We start from the raw sequence: 15,680 nt of genomic DNA on the forward strand, positions 1-15,680 counted from the left end.
AAAGTAGTACTACGAATGGAGTGGTGTCAATGGTGCGCCGGAACGACGAGCGAAGGGCCGCCCTCGTTGATGCGGCGATCGAGGTGCTGGCCAAGGAGGGAGCGCGAGGCCTGACCTTCCGGGCTGTGGACACTGAGGCCGCCGTGCCCGCCGGCACGGCCTCCAACTACTTCGCCAGCCGCGATGACCTGCTCACCCAAGCGGGCGCTCGGGTCTACGAACGGCTCCAGCCCGACCAGGCGACGATCGCACGACAGCGGGCGAACACACCGGACCGGACGACCTACGCGATCCTGATGCACGAGCTGGTCGGCCGGATCAGCGCTTTCCGCACCGGCTATCTGGCACTGCTCGAACTGCGCCTCGAAGCCACCCGGCGCCCCGAGCTGCGCGCGGTGCTGACCGAGCGTGTCCGCGCCGACGTCGACGCCAATGTGGCCCACCACGAGGAGTCCGGCCTGCCCGGCGACGCGACCGCGGTCCGGCTGCTGTATCTCGCGTTCAACTGGCTCATCGTCGAACAGCTCACCCTGCCCGGGGTGTTCTCGGAGGCCGAGCGCGAACAACTCGTCGAGGCCGCGGTCGAACGCATCGTGACGCCGTAACCCGTCCCGCGAAACGGTCCTGCTCGCTCTGCGGGGTGCGCGGGTCAACCAGGTCCTGCGTACGGGGAAGCCGCAGCCGGCCGCCCGCGCCGCCACTCGGCAGCTGCCGCCGTGACCACCCCCGCCGCCACTCACTCGAAGCCGAGTCCCGGCTCCATTCCGACCAGCTCGCAGCTCGCGTCCCACAGCCGTGCCGCGACACCGGTGTCCTTCAGGTGGTCCCAGACCGGCTCGGTACGGGGTTCCCCGCGCAGCCCGAAGACCCGCGGGCCCCACAGTTCGCCGCCCGTCGCCCCCGGGTCGAGCACCGCCCGCACCACGGGCCACGCGCCGGCGTCCTTGCCCTGGACGAGGAGACCGGCGGGCAGGGCGCGCAGCCGCTCGCCGGAGGTCCGTACGTGCACCGGCGGGCGCGCGGGCGTGAGGGAGTCGAGTGCGCCGCCGGGGTGCGCCACCAGGCTGCGGACGGGGCTGCCGAGGGCGCGCAGGCGGCGGTCGAGGGTGAGGCCGAAGTACATCTGTGCCAGCTTCGACCGGCCGTAGGTCCGCTTCGGCCGGTAGTCGTCCCCGGCGGACTGCAGATCGTCGAGGTCCAGCCACTCCGACTTCGCCGCGAAGCTGCCGACGGTCACGACGCGTGCGGCCGGTGCGGCCGCGAGCAGCGGCGCGAGCCACCGGGTCAGGGCGAAGTGGCCGAGGTGGTTGGTCCCGAACATCAGCTCGTGGCCGTCCTTGGTCACGCGGCGGGGCGGGTCGTCGAGCGCCACCCCGGCGTTGTGGACCACCGCGTCGAGGTGGCCGAGTGCGAGGGTGTCCACCGCTGCTCCGAGGGACGGCAGGTCGGCCAGGTCCAGCCGGATGTGGCGTACGCGGGCGTCAGGGACGCGGGAGCGGATGCAGGCCGCGGCGGCCTCCGCCTTCGTGTGGTCGCGGCTGCCGAGGACGACGGTGGCCCCGGTTCCGGCGAGCTGTTCCGCGACGAAGTAGCCGATGCCCGCGTTACCGCCGGTGACCAGGAAGGACCTGCCTTCGGCGGACGGCAGCCGGTGCACGTCCCACGGGCCGGACGACGGCCGGTGCCGGGTGGGGGACGTGGGCTGGTGCCGGGTCGGGGACGAGCGCCGGGACTCGTGCCGGGGCCGGTGGCGGGCCGGTCGCTGGTCTGTCGGTCGCTGGTCTTCGGAAGGCATGGTGACTCCTCGGTCGCGTGGGGAAGCCGTGGCGGCGGCGGGTGCCCGGCCTGCCGCTCGGCGCCGGGCCATTCCCGTACACCAAGATCGCAGCGACTGCCGACACCCCGCCGACACGGCCCCTACACGCCTCCGGCACCCCGTCGGCGTCTGCTCTCCGGGCCGGTCGCGGCGGAGTGCGAGGATGGGCCGTATGGACATCCTGCGCAGGAACAACGTCACCGTCACCGGTAATCCGGAGGGACCGGCGGTGGTGCTGGCACACGGCTTCGGCTGTGACCAGAACATGTGGCGCCTGACGGTGCCCGCCCTGGCCGATGTCTACCGGGTGGTGCTGTTCGACTACGTCGGCTGCGGCCGCTCCGACCTGTCGGCGTTCCGGGAGGACCGTTACGCCTCCCTCGCCGGCTACGCCCAGGACGTGGTGGAGGTGGCCGAGGCCCTCGATCTGCGCGACGCCGTCTTCGTCGGGCACTCGGTCAGCGCCATGACCGGCGTACTCGCCGCCCGGCGGGCCCCGGAGCGCATCGGTGCCCTGGTGATGATCGCCCCGTCCCCGCGGTACACCGACGACGAGGGCTACCGCGGCGGCTTCACGGCCGAGGACATCGACGAGCTGCTGACCTCGCTGGACTCCAACTATCTGGGCTGGTCGGCCGCCATGGCACCGGCGATCATGGGTAATCCGGACCGGCCCGAGCTGGGCGAGGAGCTGACCAACAGCTTCTGCGCCACCGACCCCGACATGGCCCGGGTCTTCGCCCGTACCACCTTCCTGTCCGACTCCCGCGACGACCTGAAGACGGTCGGGGTGCCGACGCTGGTGCTGGAGTGCGCCCAGGACGTGATCGCCCCGCGCGAGGTCGGCGCGTACGTGCACGCGCAGGTGCCCGGCTCGACGCTGGTCACCCTGGACGCCACCGGCCACTGCCCGCACCTGTCCGCCCCCGGGCCCACCAACGAGGCGATCACCGGCTTCCTGGCGGGGCTGCGGTCATGAGCCGCCCCACCGGACAGGAGGAACCCGACCCGTACGGGACCCGCGGCGCGAGCACCACGGACGTCGCGTTCGCGGCCCTGCTGGAGGACAGCGCCGAAGAGCTCTACGACTCTGCCCCTTGCGGATACGTCTCGACGCTGATGGACGGCACCATCGCGAAGATCAACGCGACGCTGCTGGACTGGCTGGGCCTGGCCCGTGCGGCGGTGGTGGGGCAGCGGCGGTTCACCGACCTGCTCACCGTGGGCGGGAAGCTGTACCACGAGACGCACTTCGCGCCGCTGCTGCGGATGCAGGGCGAGATCAACGGCATCGCGCTGGAGGTCAGGCGTGCCGACGGCACACGGATACCGGTGCTGGTCTCCTCGACCGTCAAGTACGGCAGCGAGGGCGAGCCGCTGCTGATCCGTACCACCCTCTTCGACGCGCGGGACCGCCGTGCGTACGAGGAGGAGCTGCTGCGGCGCCGGCAGGAGGCGGAGGCGGCCCGCAAACGGGCGGAGGCCGACCGGGCCCGGCTGCAGGAGGCGCTCGCCGTCCTCCAGCAGAGCCTGCTGCCCGCCGTGCTGCCCGTCATACCCGGCCTCGAAGTGGCCTCGTACTACCACACCGCCTCTCCCGACCGGCTCGGCGGCGACTTCTACGACCTGTTCCCCCTGGACGGCAAACGCTGGGCGTTCTTCCTCGGGGACGTGAGCGGCAAGGGGCCACGGGCCGCCGCCCTGACGTCGCTGACCCGCTACACCCTGCGCGCCGCCGCCCTGCACGACCCCGATCCGGTGGCCACCCTGGCCACCTTGAACACAGTTCTGCACGAGCAGTACAGCGGCGGCGATCCGCGGTACTGCACCGCCATATGCGGCGTTCTGGAGCCCGACGGGGACAGCGGAGCGGTGACCGTGCGGCTCGCGTCCGGCGGCCACCCTCCGGCGCTGATCCTGCGCGCGGACGGCACGTGCGACTTCCTGCCCACCCCGGGCGGACTGCTCGTCGGCATCCTGCCCGACGCGCGCTTCACCACCGCCACCACCACGCTCACGCCGGGCGACAGTCTGCTGCTCTACACCGACGGCATCACCGAGGCCCGCACCGGCCCCGACCGGGCCCTGTACGGGGACGACGCGCTGCGTACGTTCGCCACCGGCCACACCGGATCGCCGCCGCAGACCGTGATCCAGGAGCTGACCGGACTGCTGGACAGTTTCGGTGACGGCCTGGACGACGACACCGCCCTGCTCGCCCTCGGGGTCCCGGCCGACCCCCGGCCCTGAGCCCCCGCCTCGCCCCTGTTCCTCCGACCCCACCTCCGAGATGACGTCGCTGAAGATAACCCCCCGAGACGCCGCGACCGGTCCCGTACTGGAGATCGTCGGTGACCTCGACTACGACCATGCCGACGGGCTGCGCGCCGTCGTCGCCGACCTCGCCCTGGAGCCGGGCCAGCGCCTGGTCCTCGACCTGGGGGCGATGGAGTTCTGCGATTCCAGCGGCATCACCGCCCTGCTGGCGGCCCGCAACCGCGCGCTCGGCGCCCGGGCGGAGGTCGCCCTGGCCGCCGTACCCCCCAACACGCTGCGGGTCCTGCACTACGTCGGTCTCGACCAGGTCTTCACCTGCCACCCCGACAGCGAGGCCGCGACCGCCCCCGGTATCTGACGGCTGCCCTCCGCCTTCCCGGCCGACGCCTCGCCGCACCGGGCCTGTGACGGGTGTGCGAGCGCGCGGTGACCGCATCGGCGTTCACTCGTTTGATGGAGGTAAGTACCCGGCAGTCGTCAGCCTTTAGGAGGCGCCCCGTTCCATGGTCACGTCGCAGCGCCGTTCTCCGGGCGGCCGTGAACGGATGACGCTCGACGAGGCGGAGGCCGGCCTCGTCGAGCACTACACCGGTCTGGTCCGTCTCGCCTACCTCACGCTCCCGCTCTCGCTCGGCAGGCACCGCAGAGTACTGACCGCCCACGGCCTGGTGCAGTGCGCGCTGCCCGGCTTCCGGCTGCGGAAGGCCACCCTCCGGGTACCGGCCCAGCGGCCGGGGCCGGAGCGGCAAGGGGCGGCGTGGGTACGGGAGCGTGTGCTGCGCGCCGCGCTGGCGTACGAGCGGCGCCCGCGCATGTGGCCGGCGAGTCTGCCGCCGCCGCGGGCGCTGCGGCCCATGCTGCCGGTGGTATGGGGACTGCGGCTGTTCCCGCGCGCGGGCGGGCGGGAGGAGATCGCGCTGGGGCAGGCGCTCTCCGGACTGTCCGCCGACGTCCGCGCGGCCTTCGTGCTCTCCCGCGCGGACCAGCTCCCCGACGCCCAGGTGCGGGCGCTGCTCGGCGCCGCGGGCGTCGGCCACCCGGACCGGGCCCTGCGGGTCGCCCGGCAGCTCGACGCACCGGCCGTCTCCGCCGCGCAGACCCTCTTGCGGTCGGCGGAGTTCACCGCGTGCTCGGTGCAGGCCCGCCCCACGGACCTGCTGCGGCGTCGGCAGCGGTTCCGCCTCGCCTGGGCCGTGACCGCCGTGGTGGCGGTCGGTGCCGTGGTGCTGACCGCCACCGGTTCGACGACGGGCCCGCGGCCCCCGCGCCCGGCCGCCGTCGCCGGGCCGGTCACCGCCGCGAACCTGGTGCGGGCTCCCCTCTCGGAATGGGCCGACACCGCGCGGGTCGACTTCACCGCCTGGCCGCCCCGCGGCGGCCGGACCGAAGACCGGGGTCTGCTCGCCCGCGCCCTCGCCACCTGGGCGAAGCCGCCGCGCGGCACACGCGTCAGCCGTACACCCGGCACCTTCACCGGCCCTCCCCCGCACGGCACGCAGTTGCTGTACGCGGGAGAGGTGGACGGCGATGCCGTGGTCCTCCTCCACGACGGTCTGCGTACCGTCCGCTACAGCGAGCCCCTCTCCCCCGGTGGCCACGCCGCCCTCGGCTTCGCCCGTACGGACGGCAGCGACGTGACGACGGCGGCCGCGCTCGTCGTCAGCCGGGCGCATGGCGCGGCCCGTTACCTGACCGCTCCGTGGATCGCCGGTGCCCAGGTGCGTGACCTGCTGCGTCCCGGCGTACCCGCGCGGCCGGTGCGGGTCTCGGCGGATGGCGTCACCGAGCCCCTGAGCGGTCCCGCCGCGCAGGGTGCCTGTGATTCCTGGCCCGCGCTGCAACTGCGCTCCTCGGCCCGCATCGTCGAGAAGCACGCCTTCGTCGTCGCCGATCTCGGCGGCCTCGTGCCCGCCCACCTCACCTACACGCCCCTGCCCGGCCGCGGCGTCCCGGCGCGGCAGCCTCGCGAAGCCACCGGTACGGCGGCGCTGGTGAGTTGGGCCCGCACGGCCTGCCACCTCGCGGAACTGCCCGTCGGCGTACGCGAGGTCAACGTGTGGGATTTCGCCGAGCAGGCGCTGCCCGAGGACGGCGGCCGGGCCGTGTGGTCCTGTGTACGGGCCGACACCTGGCGCGGCCCGGGTGAGGCCGGTGTGCGGTTCGCTGCGCCCGGCGCGGCGGCGCGGGCGGTGGCCCGCGAGCGGTCGACCGCGGCATGCAGCCGCTTCGGTCAGCACGTCGTCGCGAGCGCCGGGTGGCGGGCGAAGTCCGGGCACGCCTATCTCCTGGCCGCGGGCAGCCGGGCGGTCACCGGGATCGAGGCGTCGGGGGCGGTGCGGGCCTCGAAGAAGGGGCGGTTCCTCGCGGTACGGACTCCCGCGAACGTGCGGGCCCAGGTGGACGCGCGCCTGGCGGGCGGCGGACGGCTGGCCGAGGTCGGCCGCTCGACGGACGACTGACGGCCGGTCGCCTGGCGGGGACGCGGGGTCCGGGGCGGGACACGGGGTCCGGGGCGGCAGCCGTGGCGACCTGCGGACGGACGGCCCCTCAGACGCTGCCCGGGGTGCGGGGATCGCGCCGCATGGCCCACAGCACCGGTCCGCCGCCCGGGAGTTGCTGTTCTCCGAGCACGGTGAAGCCGAAGTGTCCGTACACGGGGAGGTTGGACGGCTTGGAGGACTCCAGGTAGACGGGCAAGCCCGCCGCGTCGGCGCGGGCGAGGCCCGAGCGCAGCAGGGCGGCCCCGTGCCCCTGGCCCTGGGCGGCCGGGTCGGCGCCGATCACCGCGAGGTACCAGTGGGGTTCCCGCGGCGCGTGCTCGGCCGCCGCCTCGACGGCGTCGCGGAACAGCGCGGCCCGTTCGCCGAGGATGTCCTGGAGTTCCTGGACGGTCTCCGCGTCGGGAACGGCCTTCTCCTGTCCCTCCGGCGGTACCCAGAAGGCTGCCGCCGCGCCGGTGCTCTCGCACACGCCGTGGCGGGCGTACTGCCGGGTGAAGAGCGTGGAGAAGTAGCGGCCGAGCCCTGCCTGGCGGGAGGAGTCGTCGGGGAAGAACCAGCGCATCATCGGGTCGTCGTCGAAGGCGCGGGCCAGGGTACGGCTGACCGGTCGGGCGTCGTCGGCCCGTGCCCTCTTCGGGGCGTTCGTTATCGGCACATCGGTCATTCTGTACCCGTGGTGATCTTCGTCCGTCGGCGGGTGGTCCGTTCGCGGAGGCCCGGCCCGGCGAAGGAGCCGTCCGGCCCGTGAGCAGGACGCGGCCGGGGCGGGTGCCCGGCCGTCGCCTTCAGCCACCGCTCAGAGTGGCCCGGATCGTCTTGCCGCCCGCCGGGCCGTCGAGGACGTCGAGGGTGTGCGCGAGGGCGTGGACGATCAGCAGCCCGCGCCCGCTCTCCTGGCCCTCACCGGCCGGGCGGAGCCGGGGGCGGTCCGGGCTGTCGTCGCTCACCTCGACCGTCAGGGTGCCGTCCTGGGCGCACAGGCTCAGCCGGCAGCTGCTGCGGGTGTGGCGGGTGACGTTGGCGACCAGTTCGGTGACGACCAGGGAGGCATCCCCCGGGTCGGCGGCGCAGGACCCGGCGGTACCGTCCCGGGTCAGGAAGGCGGCGGTCAGCCGACGGGCCCAGAAGACGGTTTCGTGGGCGTGGGGTAAGAGGTATTCCGCCCGCGTCGTCCGGACGCGGGCACGACGACGGGTACGCAACGTTCGGCTCACTCCCCCCAAGGGCCAGCCGGCCCCCTCGGGTTACGCCTCGGTGGCCGGATCGCGCGGTTGGTCTGTACCACCCATGCCCCGTACGGGTGAGGGCCACGCACGGTCCGGTCGTGGCGCGGGTCGTACAGCGGTGTGAGATGGCCTACACGAGCGCCGGAGAGCGGCCGGTGACCGGCCTCGTACCGTGACGGGGCGGCCGTCCAGGTGTCCGGGAGCCGCGTGCCTCCGGTGGGACTTCCCCGCACGGCGTGCTTGTCCGTGCGGAATCGGGGGCATCACACCGGATGAGGCCGGCGGACGGGGCCGAGGGACGCCCTGGACAGCATCGGACCGCCCACCGCGTCCGGCCTCGACTGCCCGGCCACCTCCCTTCGGGCCGGGCGCCGTCCACCAACGGAGGAGACGCCCGTGTCCGGTCTCTGCTCACGCTGCTTCCGTGGCCGCGGCGCCACCCGCCGCCTCGTCCGTTCCGGCGCCCGCTGGTGGCGGCACGACGGCGGGCCGCGCAGGCGGCCGTCCAGCTCGTATCCCACGGACGACGGCCCGTGCTGGCGTGCGCGGCGGGACGGGGAGACGCTGGTGCTGTCGGTGTGCGGCGACCTGGACCTGGAGCTCGCCCGGCGTCTGGGCCCCGCCCTGTCCCAGGTGTCCGCGCCGTCCGTACGCGCGGTGGTGCTGGATCTGAGCCGGGTCACCTTCTTCGACTGCAGCGGGCTGCAGTGGCTGTGCGAGGTACGGGCCCGTGCCGCCGCACACGGCGGTGAAACCTATCTGCGCCAGCCGCCCCGCTGCGTGTACCGCCTGTTGCAACTCGTGCCACTGTCACGGCCGTTCGTGCTGCTGCCCGCCGCCGGGGCCGACTCGGGCCGCCTGCCGGGGACAGCGGGAAGCGGCCGCTCGGCGGGAAAAGGTTCCCGCCGCCTCGTGGCACGCCGCCGGAAGGCCGGGTACGGAGCCACGCGGCCGCACGGCAGCTGACGCCTCCTCGGCGGGCGCGCTCCCGGCCGGTGGGCGCGCTCCCGGCCGGTGGGCGCGCTCCCGGCCGGTGGGCGGACCGCGCCCGGCAGCAGGCCCTCCTCCCCGAGGTGGCGCAAGTCGCCGCCTCCGGACCGGGCATGCCTGGCCCCCGTGCCCGCGTACGGATAGCGTGGTCGGCCCGGCTCATGGGTGGTGGGTGCGAACGCACTCGGAGGTGCGACATGCCGCACGCTGACGGGTTGCGGGTCAACATGATCGCCGACTGCGACGCCTGCGCGGTGGTACGCGTCAGCGGAGCTCTCGACCACGCCGGGGAGCAGTTCTTCCGTACGACGATGGGCGGCCACGTCGACGCCGGTTACCGCTATGTGGTCCTGGACTGCTCCGCGCTGGTCTACTGCAACTCCCGGGGCCTGAACTGCCTGCTCGGGCTGCACTGGCTGCTCAGCCGTCGCCGCGGCCGCCTCCTGCTGGCCTGTGTGGGCCGCCGTGTGCTGTGGATGCTGGAGCACACCGGCAGCAAGGAGGTGCTGGCCGTCTTTCCGACCGTGACCCGGGCGCTGGCCAGCCTGCCCGTGGCCCACCGCCCCACCTGGCCGCCCCCGCACCCGGTGAGCGCCGGCCCCGGCGCCTGACCCGGGCGCCGGGCGCACCTTCACCGGCTCAGCAATTCGCCGGAGTCCACGGGGTGGCCGCGCCAGGCGTCCTCGACGCCGGTGTAGCGCGGGAAGTCCTCCGCGTACCCGCTCAGCCGGATCAGCAGGTGGATGGCCTCGTGGTCGTAGACCAGGCGCACCCAGCCGCCGACCGCCTCGCAGCGCGCCTGGGCGGTGCGCAGTTCCTGCAGCCCGCTGCTGTCGATGAAGGTCACGCCCCGGAGGTCGACGACCACGCAGCCCGGAAGTGCAGCATCGTTCCCTCTGAGCTGGTCGCGGAACGCCGGGGCCGTCGCCAGATCGATCTCGCCCACCGGGCAGACCACCCGGCAGCCCTCCCTCAGCTCGGGACACCGGGTATTCATGGCGGCCAACTCCTCGGGGACTGCGCGGCGCGGCCCGCACGACCGGGTCTGCGGCGGGCTGCTGGCAGCTTACGGACACCACACGCGCCGGCGAAGCAGAAGGTTCATGAATCAATGAAACCTTCACGAAAGACTTTTACTGATCGCCCAGAGATCGCCGCCGCTTGCCCGAGGCCGTAATTCGATCAGAAACTCTGAGCCGATCATCCAATAATCCGCGCACCGGTTCGAGAGGCGATACGGGAGGCGGCCCGGACACCGTGGCCGACGCGCGCCGGCCCGCCCCGGCCCGCCCCAGCCCGCCCCAGCCCGCCTCCTTCGAGCGCGCGGCCGGGCTCACCCCGCGGCGGCCACCCGGTAGGTACACACGTTCACGCCCGTACCGCTGGTGACCGTGGAGACCAGTTCGAGCGGGCGCTTCCCGCCGTCGGCGGGGAAGACCGACTTCCCGCCGCCGAGCAGTACGGGCATGATCATCAGCCGCAGCTCGTCGGCCAGGCCCTCGGCCAGAAGCGTCCTCGCGAGCGTCGGGCTCCCCATCACCAGCAGGTCACCCCCCTCCGCGGCGCGCAGCTCCCGGATCCGGGCGACCGCTTCGCCGCCCGGGATGCGGATGCTGTTGCCCCAGGTCAGCCCGTCGTCCTTCAGCGTCCCGGAGACGACGTACTTCTTGATGGAGTTCATCCGGTCGGCGAACGGCTCACCGCCTCTGCCGGGCCAGGCCGCTGCCATCGTCTGCCACGTGCGCCGCCCGAACAGCAGGGCGTCGGCCGCGCCCAGTGCCTGGTCGAAGGCACCGCCCACGACCTCCGGATCGAAGAAGGCCTGCGACCAGCCACCGTGCGCGAACCCGCCGTCGGTGTCCTCCGCGGGACCGCCGGGCGCCTGCACGACACCGTCCAGGCTCATGAACTCGTTGATCGCGATGCGCATGGAATCCGCTCCTCGTGCTCGGTCCGGACGTCCGGGGCCCCGCTCAGCCCGCAGGAGCGGGCCCGTGATGGCGGTGGGCCCGCTCCTGAGGTCGTGCAGCCGACGCGTCAGGTCAGCTTTTATTGTCCGCTCGGCACATGTTGTCCGCTCAGCGCTTGTTGTTCAGTCAGCACTTGTTGTCCGCTCAGCACTTGTTGTCCGGCTTATCGGAACCGCCGTCGTCAAGGTTCTTGTTGTAGACCCAGCCGGTGACCTCAAGGCCGTCGATCCGTACGTGCGTCCACCGGTTGCCCGCGGAGTTCTTCACCCAGCAGTGGTAGAACAGCACGCGGTCGGTTCCGACCGTGGCGACTGCCGGGCACCCCTTGTTCGGGCCGGTGCGAAGCGCGACGGAGCTGCCCTTCGCGGTGCCCTTGCCGGAGGACTTGTTCGACCAGCCGGGGTGGGTACACGCGTCCGCGCTGGTAGGCGCGGCGCTGGCGGCCGGCGCCGCGACGGTGAGCGTGGCTCCTGACAGCAGGAGCGGTGCGGCGATGGCCACGGCGACTCTCGCGCGCCTCTTCAGTGTGCTCATGGACTTCCCCCTTGCTCGGTGGGCCCCCCGTGCGGCCGGCCCGATTGCCCATGAGAATGGCGTGCCGGAGCATGATATGTGAGACGCAAGAGCCATTTGTTCAAAAGTCGCACTGGAGGGACCAGTTCCTGGTTATTCCCGGTGTTCCGCCCATCGCGCCCGCATCCCGCGCCCACATCCCCCGGCCACGGCAGAGCGGCCCCACTCCCCGTCCGGTAGCCGGCGCGGGAGTGAGGCCGCCTTCGTCCACCAGCTGTTACGGCGCCATCTCGTACGCCCCGGAGAGGGCCTCGACACGCTCCCAGACGCGCGCGGAGCGGGCCTCGTCGACGACCGGACGGCGGAGCGCGGACAGGGCCCAGCCCTGCTGGGCCTCGGTGGCGGAGTCCTTGCCGTGCAGTTCGACGGCGTGCGCGGAGAAGTCGCGTACCAGGACGGCGAACAGCTCGTCGAGGACGTCCGTGTCGAGGTCCGTCAGACGTGCCTGCTCAAGGATGAGCTGGCCGTGGACGACCAGCGCGAACAGCTGGCCGACGGCGAGCAGCAGGTCGAGGTCGCGGCTCTGCTCCTCGTCGGGGGCGGCGGTGGCGACGAACTCGCACAGGGCGTCCGCCTGCTCCCGGAAGCGGCGGACGTTGGACACCTCGGCGTACGCGTCGTAGGCGGCGCGCCAGTCGTGGAACCGTACCGATCCCAGGCCGCGGGCCGGTCCCTGGCGGAAGAGGAAGGCGTCGTCGGCCGCGTCGAGGCGGGTCGGCACGGGCGCGTACTCGGCCGGGTTCAGCAGGTGGTTGCCCATGAACTTGAGGATCAGCGCGAGGTTGACGTGGACCGTGCCCTCCAGCTTCGGCAGGCCGCGGATCTCGGTGGCGGCCTGGGCGAAGTAGGTGTCCTTCTCGAAGCCCTTGGCCGCGATGACGTCCCACATCAGGTCGATGACCTTCTCGCCCTCGGTGGTCACCTTCATCTTCGTCATCGGGTTGAAGAGCAGGTAGCGGCGGTCGTCGGGCCCGGCGGAACGGAAGTAGTCGACGGCGCGGTCGCTGAACAGCTTCATGCCGACGAGGCGCACGTAGGCGTCGGTCAGCTCCCGGCGCACGTGCGGGAAGGCGGTGACGGGGCGGCCGTACAGGATGCGGTTGCGGGCGTGGGTGACGGCCTCGTACATCGCGTGCTCGCAGATGCCGATCGAGGCGGTGCAGAGGTTGAACTTGCCGACGTTGACGGTGTTGAGCGCGGCGTCGAAGGCGGCACGGCCGGTGTGCAGGACGTCGTCCGGTCCGACCGGGTAGTTCTCCAGGCGGAACTCGCTGACGTACTTCGAGGAGTCGACGACGTTCTTCACCAGGTGGTACGCCGGGTGGCGGCTGTCGGCCGCGAAGAAGACGTACCCTTCGGGGCCCTCGATGTCGCTGCGGCGGCCGAAGACGGAGACGAGTCCGGCGGCGTTGCCGTTGCCGATGTAGTACTTGGCGCCGCTGGCGAGGAAACCGCCGTTGCCGTCGGGCTCCAGCAGCATGTCGGTGTTGTAGATGTCGGCGCCGTGCGTCTTCTCGGACAGGCCGAAGGCGAACACCTCGCCCTCCGCGAGGAGTTCCGCCGCGCGGGCGCGGGCGGCGGCGTTGTCGCTCTGCCAGACCGGGCCCAAGCCGAGGATGGTGACCTGCCACGCGTACCAGTAGTCGAGCCCGTAGAAGCCGAAGATCTCGTTGAGGGCGGCGATCCGGGCGGTGTCCCAGCGCTTGTCCGGCCGGTCGCCGTCCTGCTCGCCCGCGGCGGAGGCCGGGGTGAGGAAGGTGGCGAACAGCCCCTCCTTGGCCGCGAACGCGAGGAAGTCCGCCAGCCAGGCGCGGGAGCGGTAGTCCTCGATCAGCCGGCGCTTGCCGCGGTCCTCGAACCAGTCGACGGTGGCACGCAGCAGCCTGCGGGTCTCCGGGTCGAAGTGCGCCGGGTCGTAGGTGCGCGGGTTGAAGAGCAGCGGGTCGGCCATGAGGTCCGCCTTTCGGGTTCGGGTGGCTGTGGGAGGTAGCGGGTGAGGGGTGAGGGGAGGTGGGAGGTCCGCGGGGTACGTCGACGGGCGCGCCGCGGAGGGCGGGAGAAGGCCGGAGAGGAGGGCCCTCACCCTGCGGTTTCGAGGCCGTGGAGTGTGGCCAGCACGTCCTCCAGCCAGGCGATCGTCATGCGCTCGTACGCGATGCCGCCGCGCAGTACGACGTGCTGGAGCTGCTGCCCGGCATCGAGGGCGGCGGGCGCTTCGGGGCCGGTGAAGTCGCGCCGCTCTCCCGCCAGGTAGTGCGCGAGCCGGTCGGTGTGCACCTGGTGGTGCCGTTCGACCTCGCGGATCAGCGCGGCCGGGTCGTCGAAGGCCGCGCCGCGGATCTTGACGGCGAGGTCGTGCCGTACGCTCTCGGGCTCGATCGGCTCGTGCAGCCAGGAGGAGAGGGCGGCCCGGCCGAGGGCGGCGACGGAGTACTCCTTCTTGTCCGGCCGCGCCTGCTGCGGCACCTCGCGGACGTCGACCCAGCCGTCGGACTCCATGCGCTTGAGGACGCGGTAGATCTGCTGGTGGGTGGCGGTCCAGAAGTAGCCGATGGACCGCTCGAACCGCCGGGCCAGCTCATAGCCGGAGCCCGGCTTCTCCAGCAGGGAGACGAGGATCGCGTGTTCGAGCGCCATGCCCCGATCCTTCTATGCAACGAGTTGCATAGACAAGCGGCACCGGGCAGGTGAGACACGGGTCACCCGTCCGGCGTTCCGGGCCCCTCAAGGACCGGGAGGACGAGGACCGGGAGGACCGGTCCGGGCGCCCGGCCCCGGCAGCCGCGGGTCACGCCGCTCCCGGCGAAAGAGGCGGAAGGGGTCGTACGAGGCGTTCGCCGCGCCGGCCGCCGGGACGGAGCGCCCCCGCGCGCCCGGCCCGCTCCGGACATCCTGCGAAGGCACCGCCGGACAGGACTCGACCAGGATGAACGCGACATCGTCGGCGAGGGCGCCGTCCGTGTGCCGGAGCAGGGCCTCCTGGACGGCGTCGGCGGCCTCGTCGAGCGCCGCCCGTGAGCAGGCGGACCGCAGGTCGGCGAGGTCGACCATGACGCCCTGGGGGCTGCGGGCCTCGGCCAGTCCGTCGGTGTAGAACAGCATGCGGTCGCCGGGCCCCAGGGCGACATCCTGGACGAGCGGTGTGGGGCGCAGGCCCAGCGGGGTGGTCGGTTCGGCCGGGGCGAGCAGGCGGGGCGGGGCGCCGGCGGGCAGGAGCAGGGGCGGGTGGTGGCCGCAGTTGGCCAGGCGGACCCGGGTGGCATCGGGCTGGGCGGCCGCGGCGAACTCGGCGGCCAGGGCGGTGACGAAATCCTCCGGGCCGAGCAGGGGCACCAGGCGCCGGTCGGTGGCGTCCAGGACGGCGGGCAGATCGGGGTGGGTGTAGGCGCTGTCCCGGAAGAAGGTGATCGCGGCGGCCGACAGGCGCACGGCTTGCAGGCCCTTGCCGCGCACGTCACCGATCAGCAGGCGCAGGCCGGCGGCGGTGTGCGCGAACGCGTACAGGTCTCCGCCGATCAGGGCCTGCGGTGAGGCCGAGTGGTAGCGGGCGCACACCGCCACGCCGCCGAGCCGGAAGGAGGCGGGCTGGAGGATGGCGCGCTGGGCGACCGACGACGTCTCGGTCAGCTCGCCTTCGCGGGACACGCGCTGGGCCGCGCTCCAGGTGGCGTACGCGCCACCCAGCACGAGCACGGTCAGGCGCACCAGCACGTCCCGTTCGCCGAGATCGCCCTCCCACACCGCGACACCGGCGGCCAGCAGCACCACGTAGAGGGCGACGGATCCGGTACGGGGGCCGTCGAGCCGGGTGGCGGCCAGCAGCGTGCAGATCAGCAGCAGTCCGACCAGGCTGTGCGCCGCGCCCAGGGCGAGGTCGCCGGCCGCGATGGGAACGCCTGCGAACAGCGCGAACAGCAGCCATCCGCGGTCGCGGTCCAGGCGCATACGCCCTCCTCGTGCCTCGCGGTGCGGACGGTCACCGTGGGCAGTCGCGCCACCACCCGCACCGCCCGGCCCAGGCGACGGCAATCGAACAGAATCGACGGACACGGATCAGGTGAGGGGCACTACCGACCGGCCTTGACCTCTTCTGCACCCTGCGCAGGAGATATGCCCGCTGGCCAGTCCGCTTGCACATGACGTACGGAGGCACGTACGGACGTACGGAGGCGCGTGCAGGGGAACGTGCGGAGGTCCGACCGTGGGGACCAGCGGAACAGCCAGTAACGCTAAGCACTTGATCTTGGTCCTTTACGGCGGAGGTCCCTAGTGATCCGGCCGTGGGACCATCGGTACAGCCGTTGGCGCTAATCGGGCGGGGGGCCGG

16 protein-coding genes are annotated in these 15,680 nt (G+C 72.8%); 7 read left to right on the forward strand and 9 right to left on the reverse strand.

The genetic code is table 11. From position 1 onward, the window contains the following. Positions 1–29 precede the first annotated feature (29 nt). Positions 30–605 (forward strand): TetR/AcrR family transcriptional regulator, encoded by a 576-nt coding sequence (locus A6A06_RS32200; RefSeq protein WP_073766216.1) that lies wholly within the window; start codon positions 30–32, stop codon positions 603–605. 131 nt (positions 606–736) lie between these two features. Here A6A06_RS32200 and A6A06_RS32205 read toward each other — a convergent pair whose 3' ends face one another. Then, positions 737–1,795 (reverse strand): SDR family NAD(P)-dependent oxidoreductase, encoded by a 1,059-nt coding sequence (locus tag A6A06_RS32205; protein WP_079194497.1) that lies wholly within the window; start codon positions 1,793–1,795, stop codon positions 737–739. Positions 1,796–1,988: 193 nt separating this feature from the next. Between A6A06_RS32205 and A6A06_RS32210 the strand changes: the two genes are divergently transcribed. The 4 genes from A6A06_RS32210 (at position 1,989) to A6A06_RS32225 (ending at position 6,552) form a co-directional block, all read left to right on the forward strand. Beyond that, complete coding sequence (locus A6A06_RS32210) at positions 1,989–2,795, forward strand: alpha/beta fold hydrolase (RefSeq protein ID WP_073766218.1); 807 nt, start codon at positions 1,989–1,991, stop codon at positions 2,793–2,795. Next, positions 2,792–4,066 carry a PP2C family protein-serine/threonine phosphatase gene (locus A6A06_RS32215; protein WP_073766220.1) on the forward strand — a complete coding sequence of 425 codons (1,275 nt, stop codon included), beginning with the start codon at positions 2,792–2,794 and terminating at the stop codon, positions 4,064–4,066. The genes A6A06_RS32210 and A6A06_RS32215 overlap by 4 nt, the downstream gene beginning before the upstream one ends. Positions 4,067–4,106: 40 nt before the next feature. Then, entirely contained in the window at positions 4,107–4,451 is a 345-nt protein-coding gene (locus A6A06_RS32220; protein ID WP_073766222.1) for an STAS domain-containing protein, read from the forward strand. A gap of 145 nt (positions 4,452–4,596) precedes the next feature. Next, positions 4,597–6,552 carry a hypothetical protein gene (locus A6A06_RS32225; protein ID WP_073766224.1) on the forward strand — a complete coding sequence of 652 codons (1,956 nt, stop codon included), beginning with the start codon at positions 4,597–4,599 and terminating at the stop codon, positions 6,550–6,552. An 88-nt stretch (positions 6,553–6,640) separates the two neighbouring features. Here the strand turns inward: A6A06_RS32225 and A6A06_RS32230 are convergent, their stop codons facing one another. Together A6A06_RS32230 and A6A06_RS32235 are read right to left on the reverse strand one after the other, a co-directional pair. After that, positions 6,641–7,258, reverse strand: coding sequence for a GNAT family N-acetyltransferase (locus tag A6A06_RS32230; protein WP_079194498.1), 618 nt, complete (start codon positions 7,256–7,258; stop codon positions 6,641–6,643). Positions 7,259–7,379: 121 nt separating this feature from the next. Beyond that, the gene (locus tag A6A06_RS32235; RefSeq protein ID WP_079194499.1) at positions 7,380–7,796 is read right to left on the reverse strand and encodes an ATP-binding protein; all 417 of its coding nucleotides are present in this window, start codon (positions 7,794–7,796) and stop codon (positions 7,380–7,382) included. A 420-nt stretch (positions 7,797–8,216) separates the two neighbouring features. On the opposite strand from A6A06_RS32235, the gene A6A06_RS32240 reads away from it, so the two are divergent. Continuing rightward, positions 8,217–8,786, forward strand: coding sequence for an STAS domain-containing protein (locus A6A06_RS32240; protein WP_073766226.1), 570 nt, complete (start codon positions 8,217–8,219; stop codon positions 8,784–8,786). 221 nt (positions 8,787–9,007) lie between these two features. Continuing rightward, complete coding sequence (locus A6A06_RS32245) at positions 9,008–9,421, forward strand: STAS domain-containing protein (protein ID WP_073766228.1); 414 nt, start codon at positions 9,008–9,010, stop codon at positions 9,419–9,421. Between the two features lie 20 nt (positions 9,422–9,441). On the opposite strand, the gene A6A06_RS32250 is transcribed toward A6A06_RS32245, so the two are convergent. The 6 genes from A6A06_RS32250 to A6A06_RS32275 all read right to left on the reverse strand — a co-directional run bounded on the left by A6A06_RS32250 (position 9,442) and on the right by A6A06_RS32275 (position 15,298). Continuing rightward, positions 9,442–9,807 carry an STAS domain-containing protein gene (locus A6A06_RS32250; protein WP_073766230.1) on the reverse strand — a complete coding sequence of 122 codons (366 nt, stop codon included), beginning with the start codon at positions 9,805–9,807 and terminating at the stop codon, positions 9,442–9,444. 336 nt (positions 9,808–10,143) lie between these two features. Beyond that, a complete protein-coding gene (locus A6A06_RS32255) occupies positions 10,144–10,740 on the reverse strand; it encodes a dihydrofolate reductase family protein (protein ID WP_073766232.1) in 597 nt (198 codons plus the stop codon). 184 nt (positions 10,741–10,924) lie between these two features. Continuing rightward, positions 10,925–11,314, reverse strand: coding sequence for a hypothetical protein (locus A6A06_RS32260; protein ID WP_073766234.1), 390 nt, complete (start codon positions 11,312–11,314; stop codon positions 10,925–10,927). Positions 11,315–11,570: 256 nt separating this feature from the next. Further along, positions 11,571–13,304, reverse strand: a complete 1,734-nt coding sequence (locus tag A6A06_RS32265) for an acyl-CoA dehydrogenase family protein (RefSeq protein WP_073766236.1) — start codon at positions 13,302–13,304, stop codon at positions 11,571–11,573. Between the two features lie 128 nt (positions 13,305–13,432). Next, positions 13,433–13,990: a PadR family transcriptional regulator gene (locus A6A06_RS32270; RefSeq protein WP_073766238.1), complete on the reverse strand. Its 558-nt coding sequence runs from the start codon at positions 13,988–13,990 to the stop codon at positions 13,433–13,435. An 87-nt stretch (positions 13,991–14,077) separates the two neighbouring features. Continuing rightward, positions 14,078–15,298, reverse strand: a complete 1,221-nt coding sequence (locus tag A6A06_RS32275; RefSeq protein WP_073766240.1) for a PP2C family protein-serine/threonine phosphatase — start codon at positions 15,296–15,298, stop codon at positions 14,078–14,080. Positions 15,299–15,680 lie beyond the last annotated feature (382 nt).

The sequence above is a fragment of the Streptomyces sp. CB02923 genome, from assembly GCF_001905005.1.
Classification (GTDB): Bacteria; Actinomycetota; Actinomycetes; order Streptomycetales; family Streptomycetaceae; genus Streptomyces.

Excerpts from the sequence above, each read along its gene's own strand:
- A6A06_RS32200 (WP_073766216.1), top strand. The coding sequence starts at position 30 with ATGGTGCGCCGGAACGACGAGCGAAGGGCCGCCCTCGTTGATGCGGCG.
- A6A06_RS32205 (WP_079194497.1), bottom strand. The coding sequence starts at position 1,795 with ATGCCTTCCGAAGACCAGCGACCGACAGACCAGCGACCGGCCCGCCAC.
- A6A06_RS32210 (WP_073766218.1), top strand. The coding sequence starts at position 1,989 with ATGGACATCCTGCGCAGGAACAACGTCACCGTCACCGGTAATCCGGAG.
- A6A06_RS32215 (WP_073766220.1), top strand. The coding sequence starts at position 2,792 with ATGAGCCGCCCCACCGGACAGGAGGAACCCGACCCGTACGGGACCCGC.
- A6A06_RS32220 (WP_073766222.1), top strand. The coding sequence starts at position 4,107 with ATGACGTCGCTGAAGATAACCCCCCGAGACGCCGCGACCGGTCCCGTA.
- A6A06_RS32225 (WP_073766224.1), top strand. The coding sequence starts at position 4,597 with ATGGTCACGTCGCAGCGCCGTTCTCCGGGCGGCCGTGAACGGATGACG.
- A6A06_RS32230 (WP_079194498.1), bottom strand. The coding sequence starts at position 7,258 with ATGACCGATGTGCCGATAACGAACGCCCCGAAGAGGGCACGGGCCGAC.
- A6A06_RS32245 (WP_073766228.1), top strand. The coding sequence starts at position 9,008 with ATGCCGCACGCTGACGGGTTGCGGGTCAACATGATCGCCGACTGCGAC.
- A6A06_RS32250 (WP_073766230.1), bottom strand. The coding sequence starts at position 9,807 with ATGAATACCCGGTGTCCCGAGCTGAGGGAGGGCTGCCGGGTGGTCTGC.
- A6A06_RS32255 (WP_073766232.1), bottom strand. The coding sequence starts at position 10,740 with ATGCGCATCGCGATCAACGAGTTCATGAGCCTGGACGGTGTCGTGCAG.
- A6A06_RS32260 (WP_073766234.1), bottom strand. The coding sequence starts at position 11,314 with ATGAGCACACTGAAGAGGCGCGCGAGAGTCGCCGTGGCCATCGCCGCA.
- A6A06_RS32265 (WP_073766236.1), bottom strand. The coding sequence starts at position 13,304 with ATGGCCGACCCGCTGCTCTTCAACCCGCGCACCTACGACCCGGCGCAC.
- A6A06_RS32270 (WP_073766238.1), bottom strand. The coding sequence starts at position 13,990 with ATGGCGCTCGAACACGCGATCCTCGTCTCCCTGCTGGAGAAGCCGGGC.
- A6A06_RS32275 (WP_073766240.1), bottom strand. The coding sequence starts at position 15,298 with ATGCGCCTGGACCGCGACCGCGGATGGCTGCTGTTCGCGCTGTTCGCA.